This is a genomic window from Pseudochryseolinea flava (genome assembly GCF_003286915.1).
GTDB lineage: Bacteria > Bacteroidota > Bacteroidia > Cytophagales > Cyclobacteriaceae > Ohtaekwangia > Ohtaekwangia flava.
In genome coordinates, this window is record NZ_QMFY01000001.1 from 549,140 (window position 1) to 564,226 (window position 15,087).

Consider the following 15,087-nt stretch of genomic DNA (forward strand, 5'->3'; position numbering starts at 1 on the left):
TTCGAATTGTGTTTACACGTGATAACTGCCGATCAAGGATTAGCTTCTTCATTCCATCCTGTACCTTCATATCATTCGAAGCGCCGACCTATACCTTTACATCTTTGATTTACTAAGTTCCGGAATACGATCAAACATCTTAATAGACTGCAGGAAAATTTCGTTGGTCTCATTGAGTACCGGGTAGAAGCCTTCGTTGCCCCAAAGCTTTCTTGCAATTTGTGCTTTTACATGAATCTGGAAAAGTTTCTTCTTCAAGCGTAACTCCTTTTGATCGGGTTTAACATTGTTGCGTTGCCCTACTTTCACCAACTCTTGAATCATCGCATCCGTTACGACGAACTTTTTCAAGAACTCACTGAAATTTTCTTTCGTTAGTCGTTCCTTGTGCACTTCTGCGTAGCTGAAGGTATATTCTTGTATAGAACTCGAGGTGTAAAGTTCATTTAAGTAATGACTATTCAGTGATGTATCGAGTGGAACGAAATAGTCGGGCATAATTCCGCCGCCGCCGTACACCGTTCTTCCATTCATGGTAATGAACTTCAACGTGTCATTGAACTTGATGCTATCCGCATGAAAAAATTCTCCATGATTATAACGGCTAATAATATCCTGACCATACTCATCGATATCTTCATAAGGTTTTTGAATGGAACGACCACTTGGTGTATAGTAACGGCTGATGGTAAGTCTGAGCTCCGATCCATCGCTTAGTTCGAATGGCGACTGCACCAATCCTTTCCCAAAACTTCTTCTTCCAACAATAAGTGCGCGGTCGTTGTCTTGAAGCGCTCCCGATAAAATTTCAGATGCCGATGCACTGCCTTCGTTAATGAGTACGATCAGATCACCTTTTTCAAAATCGCCTGTCGCTGTTGCAAGTGCATCGCTGTCGTACCGCTTCTCTTTACCGTGTGTGAAAACAATTTTCTGACCCGCAGGCAAGAAATCGTCTGCCATGCTAATGGCAATATTCATATAACCTCCGGGATTACCCTGAAGATCAAGTACCAGCTTTTTCATACCCTTTTCCTTCAAACTGCTCAACGCTGTATGAAACTCATCATATGTAGTTGCGGCAAAACGGTTCACTTTAATGTAGCCAATATCAGGTGTAACCATGTATGAAACATCAACAGAATACTGTGGAATTTTGTCGCGGATGATTGTGTAGTCAATCTGCTTTTTGCCACGGAGGATAAGAACCTTCACCTCAGTTCCCTTGGGACCTTTTAGCGCTTTCATTACGTCGGGTGATGTAACGCCAACGCCAGCCAGACTTTTTCCATCTACTTTTACAATTTTATCGCCCGATTGAATTCCGAGCGCTTCGGATGGTCCACCGCTGAGGGCAGTCACTACGACCACTGTGTCATTAAATATATTGAACTCTACGCCAATGCCATCGAAGTTACCGCGCAAGTCTTCATTCGCTGCTTGCTTGTCCACTGCAGGAATAAAAGAAGAGTGGGGGTCAAGTTTGTTAAGCATGTGTTGGATCGCGTCGTCGACCAAGGTGCCGGTATTGACGGTATCGACATACTCATCTTGAATTTGCATGAGCACCTCACGGAATTTTTGAACGTCATCGCCAACGGCTTTCGTACTCTTTTTCGAACCGAAAGTGGCTCCCACAAAAACGCCCGCCGCTAAACCAAGGCACAATACAAGCGGAATAATAATTTGATTCTTCGAATTCTGACTCATGGGTCGATACCTATTGTAAAAACAGTAAAAACGAACAGCGAAAATAAATGTTTACCCCTGAAAGTGTCTAATTCCAGACCCGTTATCTGTGGATTATGGCCGTCGCCCTTAAAAAAATCAACGGTGACGTGCCTGTCACCAAAAATCGCGGTCTAGCCGCCAAATTTTCCGGTTTTTAACCTCACGCTGGTATCTGAGTATGCTCGGAAATTGCGTTATATTTACAAGAATCATGGGGAAAAGCGCACTCAAAGACAAGCTGATATCGGAACTGGTGGAACAAAATTATGTTCATGCCTACGTTCTTTTCTATTTCGGCATCCGCTTTTACGAATATTCAGAACTCACCCTTGAACAGGTTTGCAAACAGCAGGGCCTTCGCGTCGAACAAGTAATTAGAGAATTAGAAGCGCCTACCCACCTGCGAGAGGCCGATTTGCCGTTGGCATCCTACCCTACTGACTTAATCATTGAGTACCTGAAGCATTCGCACTTCCTCTTCATCAAACATAAGCTACCGTACATTGCGCGGCTTGTTGAAAACTTTCATGCGAACCACGACGATTATAAAAATGTAGAGCGCGATCTTAAACTCGTCTTCCCTTTGTTTGTAGAAGATTTTATAGAGCACATCTACGAAGAAGAAGACACGCTATTCCATTTTATACAAGCCATGGAACGTGCGTCAAAAGGAAAATTTGTTCCTACCCGATTGTATCATTTGCTCGAAAATAATTCCATTCAAAAATTCGCCATGGGGCATGAAGTTCATGACGATGAAATGGAAGGAATTCGAAAGATCACAAGCGATTATGCTGTTACGGTAAAAACGCCCCTCCACATTCGTGTACTTTTCAATGAGCTGAAAGCTTTTGAAAAGAGTCTCATTACCCATGCGCGTATTGAGAATGAAATTCTCTTTCCAAAAGCGATGGCACTCGAAAGCAAAGTGAAACAAATGTTGTTCGACACAGCGAAGTACAACTAATCGCGTTCATGGGAAGAATTCTTGCTGTTGATTACGGAAAAAAAAGAACCGGTATTGCTGTGACCGATGCCTTGCGAATTATTGCAACCCCACTCGACACGGTAGATTCCAAAGACTTGATCGATTTCCTGAAAAAATATACCACACAAGAAACGGTCGATGAGTTTGTGGTCGGCATGCCCAAAACGCTCCTTAACGAAGACTCAGAAATCGCACCATTGGTAAGACGCTTTGTAGAAGAGCTCAAGAAAACATTTCCAACCAAACTGGTTCACCTCGCCGATGAACGCTTCACCAGCCGCATAGCACAGCAAGCCATGATTACCGGCGGTATGAAAAAGAAAGATCGCCAAGTAAAAGGTAACGTTGACAAAATCAGTGCTACGATCATTCTCCAGGACTTTATGAAAAGCCTCGGCTAAAAAATCAGTTGATGCCATAAAAAACGTAATCAACTTGAACCGGCGAACGTCTCAACACTTGAACACTTTTTCATAACTTTGCCACATGATTTATCCTATAGTAATGTACGGAGACCCCGTTCTCCGTCAGCGCGCGAAAGACATTGAGCAAGGTACAGACCTCAAACAGCTGATCGAAGACATGTATGAAACAATGCATGGCGCGAGCGGCATTGGACTAGCAGCACCCCAGATTGGTAAAGCCATCAGATTGTTTATTGTGGACGGAACTGTGTTGGAAGATGAGCCCACCTTGGCAGATTTTAAGAAAGCTTTCATCAATCCATTGATCGTTGAAGAAAGTGGTGAAGCTTGGGAATATGAAGAAGGTTGTTTAAGCATTCCAAACATTCGCGAGAAAGTGGCGCGGAAAGCAAAACTCAAAATTCGCTACTTCGATGAGCAATGGAATCCTCGCGAAGAAGAATTTGATGGACTTAAAGCACGCATCATACAGCACGAATACGATCACATCGAAGGAAAACTGTTCGTTGATTATCTACCCGGTTTGAAGAAACGATTGCTGAAAGGCAAACTCGCTGACATCTCCAAAGGGAAAGTAGATACTGACTATCGGATTATTGCTCCGTTGAAGAAATAGTTAATCGTTAATCGTTAATCGTTAATCGTTAATCGTTAATCGTTAATCGTTAATCGTTAATCGTTAATCGTTAATCGTTAATCGTTAATCGTTAATCGTTAATCGTTAATCGTTAATCGTTCGTTTTAAAATATTGCAACATTCTAATTTTAATTTACCATTAACGTATAACGATTAACGAATGCATTCTCGCCTTCCTGAAGTCGGTACATCGATATTCGCGGTTATGTCGAAGATGGCGCTTGACCATCACGCCATCAACCTATCACAGGGGTTTCCTGATTTCGCGATTGACGACGCGATCATCGATCAGGTGTACCGTTTCATGAAAGATGGCAACAACCAGTATGCGCCCATGTCGGGTGTTCCCGCGCTACGAAACAGCATTGCCGAAGTACTGAAAAAAACTTTCGGCTTCGCTGCTGATGCTGAAACGAACATCACCATTACGGCGGGTGCAACGGAGGGTCTATTTGCCGCAATCTCTGCCGTCGTTGGTGCTGGCGACGAAGTTATCGTATTCGACCCGGCCTACGACTCTTACAATCCCGCAATAAGATTAAACGGTGGCGTTCCTGTACATATTAACTTACGATATCCAGATTACACTATCGATTGGGATGAAGTAAAGCGGAAGATCTCACCGCGCACCAAACTCATCATGATCAACACGCCGCATAATCCTTGTGGCGTCGTCTTATCGCACAACGACCTCGTGATGTTAGAACGCATCGTGCTCGAACATAATCTCTACGTGCTTAGCGACGAAGTGTACGAGCGTTTGATCTACGATGGAGAACGCCATCAAAGTGTACTGCGCTTCCCTGGACTAGCAAACCATAGTATCGCGGTTTTTTCATTCGGCAAGACTTTTCACGCAACCGGATGGAAAGCCGGGTATGTTGTTGCTTCTGAAAAGATCACTCGAGAAATAAGAAAAACACATCAGTTTATTGTGTTTAGTGTGAACACACCCGTTCAATGTGCACTGGCCGAGTATCTAAAGACACCACAGCACTATGAATCACTCGGGCAATTCTACCAGCAAAAGCGCGACTACTTTTTAAATGGTATCAAAGGCTCATCATTTGAACCATTGGCTTGTCGTGGATCGTATTTTCAATTGCTCTCTTATAAAAACGTATCCGCGAAAGGTGATGTAGCCATGGCTGAGTATCTCACAAAGGAGTTTAAAGTCGCCTCAATTCCGATCTCTGTTTTCTATCAGGACAAATCGGACCACCAGATCTTACGGTTCTGTTTTGCGAAAAAAGAAGAAACCCTCGCCCGCGCCTGTGAGATCCTTTCAAAATTCTAGTCATTAATAAATCTAAAGTACGTCGGACTTCGGGACTTGGATAGAAAAAAAGCCTCATCCATCCTTCCAGGGCATATTTTGAGTTACTATCAAAAATTGCCTTAAAATTTTCCCTTGCATTTGCTTTCTTTGCGGTCCGAATCACTACGCTTAGCCATGCAGGACTTAAAAATCACACTCATTCAATCCGATCTTCATTGGGAAGACATCGAGGCGAATTTATCCATGTTTGAAGAGAAGATCTGGCAGATCAACGGCTCAACAGATGTGATTGTCCTACCGGAAATGTTCACGACAGGTTTCTCGATGAATGCTTCGCGTTTGGCAGAACACATGAACATGAAAACTTTCAAATGGATGAAGCAAATGGCTGATCAGACCGGCGCACTCATCTTGGGGAGTTTTATCTGCACCGTGCACGGCAGGTTTTACAACCGCTTGCTTTGGATGGAACCAGGAGGCGTGTTTAAGACATATGACAAGCGTCACTTGTTCCGTATGGACAACGAACATAAAACGTTTACACCTGGGGAAAGTCTTTTGATCGGCACCTGGAAAGGATGGAGAATTTGTCCATTAATATGCTACGACCTCCGCTTCCCTGTATGGAGTAGAAACAAATGGGATCACAACACTCACAAGCTTGCTTATGATCTCGCGATTTATGTAGCCAACTGGCCGATGACACGCATTGATGCTTGGAACACGTTACTCAAAGCTCGTGCAATCGAAAACATCAGCTACGTGGTGGGCGTAAACCGTGTCGGTCAAGACGAGAACGGTGTAGAATACAACGGCAACTCCGCTATCATTAGCCCAAAAGGCGATTCCATTGTAACCATCGACGGAAGTGAATCGATCAGAACATTGGAGCTTAATGCCAACGCCTTGCATGCCTTCCGCGACAGATTCCCTGCGTACATGGATGCTGATGATTTCACAATTGAGTTCGAAGAATACGAAGAAGAGTCAGACGACTAGTTTGTGGTACGGCGTTCAAATTCGCGTAGCACTTTTAACCGTGAACACGTGAATTGATTCGATTTCCTTTTAAAGGAATGCATAGCTATTTCCGCATACGTGTGCATGCGTCGCATTTCCATCTTGAACTATTAACTGATTCACGATAACTTCTTTTGCCCTTTTTTGATACTTTTGCACCCTGTTTTAAACCACCCTACAAAATGTCCAACCGTAAGATTACCAGAGCCTTAATATCCGTTTTCTATAAAGACAACCTTGCGCCCATTGTTCACTTCCTAGGTAAACAAGGCGTTGAATTTGTGTCGACAGGCGGAACGCAAGATTTTATCGAGAAGCTCGGTTATCCTGTAACACCGGTTGAGAAATTGACAGGCTACCCTTCAATCTTCGGTGGTCGCGTAAAGACGTTACATCCCGCCGTATTCGGTGGCATCCTTTATCGCCGCAACGACGCTGGCGATGTAGCACAAGCAAATGAATTTAAGATCGGTCCTTTAGACTTGGTAATCGTTGACCTTTATCCTTTTGAAGAAACTGTTGCCAAGGGTGGTTCCGAAGAAGACATCATTGAGAAGATAGACATCGGCGGTATTTCATTAATCCGTGGCTCCGCAAAGAATTTTAATGATGTACTGATCGTTGCATCTCGCAATCAATATACTGAACTCCTTGAATTGCTTGAATCGAAAAGTGGATCATCAGACATTTCAGATCGGAAGAAGTTTGCTGCAAAAGCATTTGAAGTTACGTCTCATTACGACACTGCAATCTTCAATTACTTTAACAACGAGTTTCAAATTCCAGTTTTCAAAAAGAGTATTCAGCAAGGACGTACACTTCGATACGGAGAAAATCCGCATCAAAAGGGTACCTTCTTCGGTGATCTTGACGGCTTGTTCGAGCAGCTCAATGGGAAAGAGCTTTCATACAACAATCTCGTTGATATCGATGCCGCTGTTAATCTCGTAAAGGAGTTCGAAGGTGAAACAGCATTTGTCATCATCAAACATACCAACGCTTGCGGTGTAGCAATTGCGAGCTCCGTGAAGGATGCATATCTCAAAGCCTTTCAAGCCGACACTATCAGTGCGTTCGGCGGCGTACTTGCAACCAACAAGACTATTGATCTTGCCGCAGCAGCGGAAATTAACAAATTGTTCTTCGAGATATTGATCGCCCCAGCGTACAACGACGATGCCTTGGCTTTGTTGAAAAGCAAGAAGAACAGAATGATCCTTCTTCAAAAGCAGCCACTGACCGAGACACGTCAAAGCAAAACCATTTTGAACGGGATCATCGAGCAAGACCTCGACCTCCATACTGATAGCCGTAGCGACCTCAAAGTAGTAACGAAGCGCGCACCATCCGACGCCGAAGTAGACGCACTACTTTTCGCGAGCAAGGTTTGTAAGCACACCAAGTCCAACACGATTGTCCTGGCCGTGAAGGGTCAGTTGTTGGCGAGCGGTGTAGGACAGACTTCTCGTGTCGATGCTTTGAAACAGGCGATAGAAAAGGCAAAGTCGTTTGGTTTTGATCTCCAAGGAGCGGTCATGGCGTCTGATGCATTCTTTCCTTTTCCAGATTGCGTCGAGATAGCACATCACCAAGGAATCCGTTCCGTGATCCAGCCTGGCGGCTCAGTAAAAGATCAAGACTCAATTGATTTCTGTGATCAGCAGAATATGGCGATGGTCTTCACTGGGATTCGTCACTTCAAACATTGATGAGCGAACGTCTTCACGAAGGTTGAAGACTGGGTTGTTTCTTACCTGACTGATTGTATCCAAAAGGATTGATCTGCTTAAAAAACTTACATTTTTAAAGCAGTGCTTCCTTATTTTGGTAAATTAAATGCAATTTTGCATCGCGCAATTTATCAGTTACTCATAACCTTAACTTTTTAAAACCTTCGCGTAATAATGGCATTTTTTGACTTCTTCACCAGCGACATTGCAATTGACCTGGGAACAGCTAACACGCTCATCATCTACAAGGATAAAATCGTCGTCGATGAACCTTCTATCATCGCACTTGATAAGGTAAACAGCAAGGTGCTTGCCATTGGTCGCGAGGCCATGCAAATGCATGAGAAGACACACGACCACATTAAGACTATCCGTCCATTAAAAGAAGGTGTAATTGCCGACTTCCAAGCAGCAGAGATGATGATCCGCGGCTTGATCAAAATGATCGACACCGGCAAACGTCTCTTCCCACCTTCTTATCGCATGGTGATTTGTATTCCTTCTGGAATTACCGAAGTTGAAAAACGTGCCGTACGCGATTCGGCTGAGCACGCAGGCGCGAAAGAAGTATACATGATCTATGAACCGATCGCTGCCGCTATCGGAACAGGAATCGACATTGAACAACCTATCGGAAATATGATTGTCGACATCGGCGGTGGTACAACCGACATTGCCGTGATTGCGCTTTCCGGAATTGTATGCGACCAATCTATCCGCGTTGCCGGCGATACCTTCAATAGAGACATTCTCGACTATATGCGTCGTCAACATAATTTGTTGATCGGCGAACGCTCTGCTGAAAAAGTGAAGATTGAAGTTGGCTCTGCTCTTACAGAACTTGAAGATGGCCCGGACGACTATGAAATTCGTGGCCGCGACTTGATGACGGGTATTCCCAAGACCATCAAAATATCGTACTCAGAAATTGCCTTTGCGCTTGATAAGTCTGTTTCTAAACTTGAAGAAGCAGTGCTTAAAGCCTTGGAAACTTCTCCTCCCGAATTGTCGGCCGACATTTATGAACGCGGCATCTACCTTACTGGTGGTGGAGCGTTACTGAGAGGCCTCGACAAACGCCTTGCATTAAAAACTAAGTTACCGATTCACGTCGCTGATGATCCATTGCGCGCCGTTGTAAGGGGCACAGGCCAAACCCTGAAAAATCTTACTCAGTTCCGCGCGGTATTGATGACTTAATGATCAATCATTTTTTGCTTCTGTCTGTCGGACGCTTTTTCGAGGTTATTGCATTTAGATAGTTACCATGGAGCGGCTTATATATTTTTTTTATCAGTATCGGGCATTCTTTACTTTTTTGGTACTGGAAGTTTTATGCGCATGGCTGATTATTTCTAATAACAGTTATCAGGGTGCGCAGTTTTTTAACTCGTCGAACAGTGCCATTGCGTCCATGAATAATTTCTCGCAAGGTATCAGAAACTATTTCTTGCTTAGCGATCAGAATACTATTCTAGCGGAAGAGAATGCATCTTTACGCCGCGAACTCGAAAAAAACATTCAGCTAAAGCAACTAACAGACACGCTGTCGGGCGTTGATACAACGATCGTTGATCGCTTTGATTTCGTGAGTGCTAAAGTGGTGAACAACCAAGTTGATCGCTATAAAAATTTCATCACGATTAGTAAGGGCGCAAACGCAGGTATTACGCCTGGCATGGCCGTCATCAGTCCACTCGGTGCTATTGGGAAAGTTAAAGTGGTGTCGGATCACTACAGTGTTGTTACTTCTATTCTTCACATCGACGTGATGGTGTCTGCCGAATTAAAACGCACGGGTCACTTCGGCACCGCGCAATGGAAAGGTCGCAATCCACAAGAGATAAACTTACTCTACATACCGCCGCACGTAAAACCAGAAATTGGTGACACCGTGATTACATCAGGATACAACGCCGTGTTCCCGCCCGGTATCATGATCGGTACGATCTCACAAAAGGAGTTGGACAAAGAAGCGCTCTTTTATGAGCTGAAGGTTAAACTCTCTCAGGATTTTCAAAAGCTCTCTTACGTGACAGTGGTGAAAAGTCGCTTGAAACACGAACAAGATTCGCTTGAGCAAGCTGTCATTAAAATGGAAAAATAATGAGACTGAATATTTTCCATATCATATCGTTCTTTGTGTTCCTGTTATACCAGGTTCTCATCCTGCAAAACGTTGTGTTGTTTCATTCTGCGTTTTGTTTCCTTTACATTCTTTATCTACTCCTGTTGCCGGTCGAAACAAATCCACTTTTGTTGATGGGAATTGGTTTTGCTATGGGATTTGTAGTCGATCTGTTTTATGAAAGTTTGGGGCTTCATGCTTTCGCTTGCGTGATGGTCATGTATGCTCGAAACTATTGGCTTAATTCCGTAACGCCACAGGGAGGATACGACAACAATGCAGTGCCGTCGATGGCGCTTGGTGGTGTTCAATGGTTCTTGGTGTACACCATGCCGTTGATCTTCTTACACCACGCCATGCTATTTTATATTGAAGCCGGCGGTTTCGGCATGTTTTGGTTCACCCTTTGGAAGGTAATTACGAGCACTATTTTTACAACTTTGGTAATTTTAATTGCGCAGTTTTTGTTTCCCAGTCGCAGGCGCTAGAGAGGCTCGAACTTTCTGTCACTGCTAGGCTAATCGATAATTTTTTAAGCGACTCAAATCAGCTTCGATTATGAACGAAGGCAGAAAAGAAATCATACAAATTGTTTTTGTGTTATTGGGGTTGATCTTCTTGATCAAGTTGTTCTCCATCCAAGTAATCGACGGTCGCTACAAAGACCTTGCTCGCTCAAACGCGATTCGTACGGAAATTCAATATCCAGTACGCGGACTTATCCTCGACCGCAATGGGAAACTCATTGTCTACAACCAGCCAGAATACGACTTGCTCGTAATCCTTCGCGAAATTGAAAATTTTGACAGCGCTCGTTTTTGCCAAGTGTTCGACATCACGCAAGCGGAATTGAATGTACGTTTCAAAGATTTGTATACGCTCATCAGAAACAAACGCGCCAACGAACAGCAACCAACGCCTTTCATTCGACAACTCTCACATTACGATCTCGCCAAGATTCAAGATAACATCAACGAATTTCGGGGGTTCTTCATCCAAGCACGTACGACGCGCGCGTACGCAAGTGCAGCCGGTGCAAACGCACTTGGCTATGTTAGTGAGATCTCGGATAACCAACTTAAAAAATACAAAGACAATACCGTTTATCGCGCCGGCGACTATATCGGACAAAGTGGTATCGAAGCGTACTATGAAGAATACCTTCGCGGACGCCGTGGCGTAAAATATCTCATGCGAAATAAAGACGGTGTAATCAAAGGTCCTTACGATGAAGGCCGCGCCGACACCGTGTCAATTCCGGGCCAAAACCTGACATCAACTGTAGACGTGGCTTTGCAAGAATATGGTGAATTTCTAATGAAGGGTAAGGCCGGTAGCATCATCGCTATCGAACCCGCGTCAGGAGAAATTCTTAGCATGATCTCAGGTCCTTCGTATGACCCCAATTTGTTGTCGGGAAAAAATTACAGCGAGAACTATGTATTGATTAAGAACGACACCAATAAACCGTTGTTCAATCGACCGCTGATGGCAATGTATCGGCCGGGTTCTATTTTTAAAATTGCACAAGCGATGGTTGCTCTACAAGAGGGTGTGATATCACCCGAAACAAGAATTAGATGCGATCGCTCCATCATTAATTGCCACGGTGCTCATACTAATGAAGATCTTCGGGGTGCTATTACAAATTCTTGTAACCCTTACTTCCGCGATGTATTGCGCCGTATGCTCATGCAAGGAAAATCCAATAATCCCTTCGACGATACACGCATAGGTCTTGAAGAATGGGACAAACACATTATGAGTTTCGGCTTCGGTAAACGTTTAGGTATCGATTTGCCAAATGAAAAAGGCGGCATGGTACCAAGCCCTAAATACTATGATCGTGCTTACGGCGGAAGGCCGTGGAAGTTCTCGAACATCTATTCAATCGCGATCGGTGAAGGCGAAAATCTGGTCGTGCCTTTACAGATGGCAAACTTCGCCGCGACAATCGCCAACAAAGGATACTACATCACACCACATCTTGTGAAGTCGATTGGAACAAATGGCCAACCGCTACCACAGTATTTGCAGAAGCATTACACGACAATTGATTCGGCATATTTCCGAATTGCGCGCGACGCTATGGAGAATGTTGTAAAAGAAGGAACTGGAAAATGGCGTGCAAGCCTTCAAGATATTGTTGTTTGTGGAAAGACAGGAACGGTTCAAAATCCCCCGCTTCCTGATCACTCTGTATTCATCGCCTTTGCGCCAAAAGAAAATCCAAAGATCGCCATTGCAGTATATGTTGAATATGCTGGCCAAGGTGGTCGCGCTGCAGCATCTATCGCCAGCTTGATGATTGAAAAATATCTACTCGGCGGCACGAAGCGTCCTAATATTGAAGAGTATGTGTTAAAAGGAAAATTCGAATAGTATGATGCAGCAACGGAGAGAAGAAATATTAACACACAAAGTAGATTGGGTAACGGTACTCATCTATTGCATCATGGTGTTTTGGGGGTGGCTCAACATCTACTCAGCCACTTACGATGAAAACATAAGTCTATGGGACAACGACAAAGCGAAGATGCAACTCTTTTTCATCTTCGGCTCATTCCTGATTATAGGCGCGATTCTGATCATTGACATGCGTTTCTACGAAACGTTCTCCTACATTATCTACGGAACAATCATCTTCTTACTCATCCTCGTGCTGTTGTTCGGACACGAAGTCGGCGGAAATAAATCGTGGCTGAGGATTGGCCCCGTCGGAATTCAGCCTTCTGAATTTGCAAAGTTTGCCACAGCCCTTGTCGTTGCCAAGATTATCGGATCGATTGGGTTTCGAATGGATCAACTCAGGAACCAAGCGATTGTGTTCGGTGCGATCGGCCTTCCCATCATCATGATCTTATTGCAGAAAGACTACGGGTCTGCCATGGTGTTCTTGATATTCATCGTGGTGTTTTACCGCGAAGGCATGTCACCCTTTTTAATTCTCGTCGGCGTTGGCGTAGCTGTCATTTTTATTCTGACACTTGTCGTATCAAACAACTGGATTCTTTTCGGAATCATTGGCGTGATTTGGGGTTTAGTGATCTTCATGAATCGACGCAAGAAGATGAAACGACTAATCATCATCACCGTCGGGGCGCTTACGTTGATCGGAACAATTGTCTGCGTGGATCTCATTTTTACAAATTTGCTTGAGCCTCACCATCAAAAAAGAATTATGGTGTTACTTGATCCTGATCTTGATCCTTCGGGCGCAGGTTATCACGTTAACCAATCCAAAGTTGCCATTGGTAGCGGTGGTTTTTTTGGAAAAGGGTTTCTCGATGGCACACAAACAAAATTCAAATTCGTACCAGAGCAGTTTACAGATTTCATCTTTTGCACGATTGGAGAAGAACAAGGATGGATCGGGAGCCTACTTATCATCGGATTATTCATTGGACTGATGCTCCGTGTGATCTTTATCGCAGAACGGCAAAAGAACAGATTCGCGAGAGTGTATGGATATGCCGTTGCCTGTATTTTCTTTTTTCACTTCGCCACTAACATCGCCATGACAATCGGTCTTTTCCCTGTGATCGGAATTCCACTTCCTTTTTTCAGTTACGGAGGTTCGTCATTGTGGGGATTCACGACGTTGTTATTTATTCTCCTCAAGCTTGATGCACATCGCATGAATGTGTTGCAGCGGGTGTAGGGGAAGAAGTCAGAAGTAAGAAGTAAAAAGTAAGAAGTTGAACATGCAAAAAAATAAAAAGAGGCCTTACGGCCTCTTCTGTTTTATTCTGACTTCTGACTCCTGACTTCTGTCTCCTGATTCACTACACCGTCATGATCTCGCCTTCCTTTTTCTTCATGATGGCGTCGATCTTCACGATAGATTCATCTGTCATTTTTTGAACTTCTGCTTCCGCATTTTTGACGTCGTCTTCAGAAACACCTTTTATTTTTTTGAGTTGTTCGTTCGTCTCTTTACGAATGTTGCGAATGCTTACTTTACCGTGCTCGCATTCCTGTCCAACTTGTTTTACAAGTTGTTTACGTCTCTCTTCTGTAAGCATCGGAATATTGATGATTACTTGCTGGCCATCGTTCTGTGGATTTAATCCGAGATTTGCATCACGAATTGATTTCTCAATTTCAACAATCATCCCTTTTTCCCAAGGCTTGATAAAAATCGTCCTTGCATCGGGCGTAGTGAGCGACGAAACCTGACTTAGCGGCGTGGTTGTACCATAATATGAAACGGAAATACCATCGAGCATCGCTGTGTTTGCTTTGCCAGCACGAATCTTTGACAATTCACTTCCACAATGAACAAGTGCTTTGTTCATGAGGTCACGTGCTTCTTCAAGGTATAATTCAATTTCTTCCATAAAATATAGTTTGAAAATAATGCTTAGCTGATCAATGTACCGGCTTCTTCGCCTTTAACAACCTTGAGGAGATTTCCCTTTGTATTCATGTCGAACACAATGATCGGAAGTTTATTTTCCATACAAAGCGTGAAGGCAGTCATGTCCATGATATTGAGATTCTTTTCGTAAGCCTCTTGAAAGGACAAGGTTTTGTAGCGGACTGCATCCGGATATTTTTCTGGATCTTTTGTGTATACACCATCAACACGTGTTCCTTTTAGAACAACATCAGCTTGAACCTCGATTGCACGTAAACTCGCTGTCGAATCTGTCGTGAAGTACGGATTACCGATACCTGCACCGAATATTACAATTCTACCTTTCTCGAGGTGGCGAATGGCACGGCGACGAATAAATGGCTCGCAAACTTGTTCCATTTTAATACCCGCCATCAAACGCGTATACATGCCGTGGCGCTCCAATGAACTCTGCAATGCCATCGCATTAATTACTGTTGCAAGCATCCCCATATAATCGCCTTGAACGCGATCGATACCCAATGCCTCAGCTTGACCGCCACGGAAGATGTTTCCGCCACCGATCACGATAGCGATCTCCACGCCCTGGTCTTTCAATAATTTGATCTCAGCGCAGTATTGCTCAAGGATCGACGTGTCTATGTTCGTGCTCTTTGAGCTTCCCTGCAGCGCTTCGCCACTGAGTTTAAGGAGGATGCGTTTATACTTCATTCAGAATTAAGATTTCTAAGCCACAAAATTGGCGCAATATAAACGAAGTCTAAGGCTTTAAAAAGACTTGTGAGGTCG

General features: G+C 43.9%; 14 protein-coding genes. 11 read left to right on the forward strand and 3 right to left on the reverse strand.

The window, feature by feature from the left end; all coding sequences use genetic code 11:
- Positions 1–96: 96 nt before the first annotated feature.
- Positions 97–1,710, reverse strand: a complete 1,614-nt coding sequence (locus DQQ10_RS02515; protein WP_112745209.1) for a S41 family peptidase — start codon at positions 1,708–1,710, stop codon at positions 97–99.
- A 232-nt stretch (positions 1,711–1,942) separates the two neighbouring features.
- Here DQQ10_RS02515 and DQQ10_RS02520 point away from each other — a divergent pair, with 232 nt between their 5' ends.
- From DQQ10_RS02520 to rodA, 11 genes are all read left to right on the forward strand, one after another.
- Positions 1,943–2,698 carry an iron-sulfur cluster repair di-iron protein gene (locus tag DQQ10_RS02520; RefSeq protein ID WP_112745741.1) on the forward strand — a complete coding sequence of 252 codons (756 nt, stop codon included), beginning with the start codon at positions 1,943–1,945 and terminating at the stop codon, positions 2,696–2,698.
- A gap of 8 nt (positions 2,699–2,706) precedes the next feature.
- Positions 2,707–3,120, forward strand: a complete 414-nt coding sequence (gene ruvX, locus DQQ10_RS02525) for a Holliday junction resolvase RuvX (RefSeq protein WP_112745210.1) — start codon at positions 2,707–2,709, stop codon at positions 3,118–3,120.
- An 85-nt stretch (positions 3,121–3,205) separates the two neighbouring features.
- On the forward strand, positions 3,206–3,760 hold the full coding sequence (def, locus tag DQQ10_RS02530) for a peptide deformylase (RefSeq protein ID WP_112745211.1): 555 nt from the start codon (positions 3,206–3,208) through the stop codon (positions 3,758–3,760).
- Between the two features lie 181 nt (positions 3,761–3,941).
- On the forward strand, positions 3,942–5,078 hold the full coding sequence (locus DQQ10_RS02535; protein ID WP_112745212.1) for a methionine aminotransferase: 1,137 nt from the start codon (positions 3,942–3,944) through the stop codon (positions 5,076–5,078).
- 156 nt (positions 5,079–5,234) lie between these two features.
- Complete coding sequence (locus tag DQQ10_RS02540) at positions 5,235–6,059, forward strand: amidohydrolase (RefSeq protein ID WP_112745213.1); 825 nt, start codon at positions 5,235–5,237, stop codon at positions 6,057–6,059.
- Between the two features lie 203 nt (positions 6,060–6,262).
- Positions 6,263–7,789, forward strand: coding sequence for a bifunctional phosphoribosylaminoimidazolecarboxamide formyltransferase/IMP cyclohydrolase (purH, locus tag DQQ10_RS02545; RefSeq protein WP_112745214.1), 1,527 nt, complete (start codon positions 6,263–6,265; stop codon positions 7,787–7,789).
- A 195-nt stretch (positions 7,790–7,984) separates the two neighbouring features.
- Positions 7,985–9,010, forward strand: a complete 1,026-nt coding sequence (locus DQQ10_RS02550; RefSeq protein WP_112745215.1) for a rod shape-determining protein — start codon at positions 7,985–7,987, stop codon at positions 9,008–9,010.
- Positions 9,011–9,077: 67 nt separating this feature from the next.
- A complete protein-coding gene (gene mreC, locus DQQ10_RS02555; RefSeq protein ID WP_112745216.1) occupies positions 9,078–9,917 on the forward strand; it encodes a rod shape-determining protein MreC in 840 nt (279 codons plus the stop codon).
- Positions 9,917–10,426 carry a Rod shape-determining protein MreD gene (locus tag DQQ10_RS02560; protein WP_245970240.1) on the forward strand — a complete coding sequence of 170 codons (510 nt, stop codon included), beginning with the start codon at positions 9,917–9,919 and terminating at the stop codon, positions 10,424–10,426. The genes mreC and DQQ10_RS02560 overlap by 1 nt, the downstream gene beginning before the upstream one ends.
- A gap of 70 nt (positions 10,427–10,496) precedes the next feature.
- Positions 10,497–12,320 carry a penicillin-binding transpeptidase domain-containing protein gene (locus tag DQQ10_RS02565; protein WP_112745217.1) on the forward strand — a complete coding sequence of 608 codons (1,824 nt, stop codon included), beginning with the start codon at positions 10,497–10,499 and terminating at the stop codon, positions 12,318–12,320.
- 1 nt (position 12,321) lies between these two features.
- Positions 12,322–13,599 carry a rod shape-determining protein RodA gene (gene rodA, locus DQQ10_RS02570; RefSeq protein ID WP_317047915.1) on the forward strand — a complete coding sequence of 426 codons (1,278 nt, stop codon included), beginning with the start codon at positions 12,322–12,324 and terminating at the stop codon, positions 13,597–13,599.
- Between the two features lie 124 nt (positions 13,600–13,723).
- Here the strand turns inward: rodA and frr are convergent, their stop codons facing one another.
- Complete coding sequence (gene frr, locus DQQ10_RS02575; protein WP_112745218.1) at positions 13,724–14,278, reverse strand: ribosome recycling factor; 555 nt, start codon at positions 14,276–14,278, stop codon at positions 13,724–13,726.
- 23 nt (positions 14,279–14,301) lie between these two features.
- Positions 14,302–15,009, reverse strand: a complete 708-nt coding sequence (gene pyrH, locus DQQ10_RS02580) for a UMP kinase (protein ID WP_112745219.1) — start codon at positions 15,007–15,009, stop codon at positions 14,302–14,304.
- Positions 15,010–15,087: the final 78 nt, after the last annotated feature.

Coding starts and splice junctions, on each gene's coding strand:
- pyrH (WP_112745219.1), bottom strand. CDS start 15,009: ATGAAGTATAAACGCATCCTCCTTAAACTCAGTGGCGAAGCGCTGCAG.
- rodA (WP_317047915.1), top strand. CDS start 12,322: ATGATGCAGCAACGGAGAGAAGAAATATTAACACACAAAGTAGATTGG.
- DQQ10_RS02560 (WP_245970240.1), top strand. CDS start 9,917: ATGAGACTGAATATTTTCCATATCATATCGTTCTTTGTGTTCCTGTTA.
- DQQ10_RS02550 (WP_112745215.1), top strand. CDS start 7,985: ATGGCATTTTTTGACTTCTTCACCAGCGACATTGCAATTGACCTGGGA.
- DQQ10_RS02535 (WP_112745212.1), top strand. CDS start 3,942: ATGCATTCTCGCCTTCCTGAAGTCGGTACATCGATATTCGCGGTTATG.
- DQQ10_RS02515 (WP_112745209.1), bottom strand. CDS start 1,710: ATGAGTCAGAATTCGAAGAATCAAATTATTATTCCGCTTGTATTGTGC.
- purH (WP_112745214.1), top strand. CDS start 6,263: ATGTCCAACCGTAAGATTACCAGAGCCTTAATATCCGTTTTCTATAAA.
- mreC (WP_112745216.1), top strand. CDS start 9,078: ATGGAGCGGCTTATATATTTTTTTTATCAGTATCGGGCATTCTTTACT.
- DQQ10_RS02540 (WP_112745213.1), top strand. CDS start 5,235: ATGCAGGACTTAAAAATCACACTCATTCAATCCGATCTTCATTGGGAA.
- def (WP_112745211.1), top strand. CDS start 3,206: ATGATTTATCCTATAGTAATGTACGGAGACCCCGTTCTCCGTCAGCGC.
- DQQ10_RS02520 (WP_112745741.1), top strand. CDS start 1,943: ATGGGGAAAAGCGCACTCAAAGACAAGCTGATATCGGAACTGGTGGAA.
- DQQ10_RS02565 (WP_112745217.1), top strand. CDS start 10,497: ATGAACGAAGGCAGAAAAGAAATCATACAAATTGTTTTTGTGTTATTG.
- frr (WP_112745218.1), bottom strand. CDS start 14,278: ATGGAAGAAATTGAATTATACCTTGAAGAAGCACGTGACCTCATGAAC.
- ruvX (WP_112745210.1), top strand. CDS start 2,707: ATGGGAAGAATTCTTGCTGTTGATTACGGAAAAAAAAGAACCGGTATT.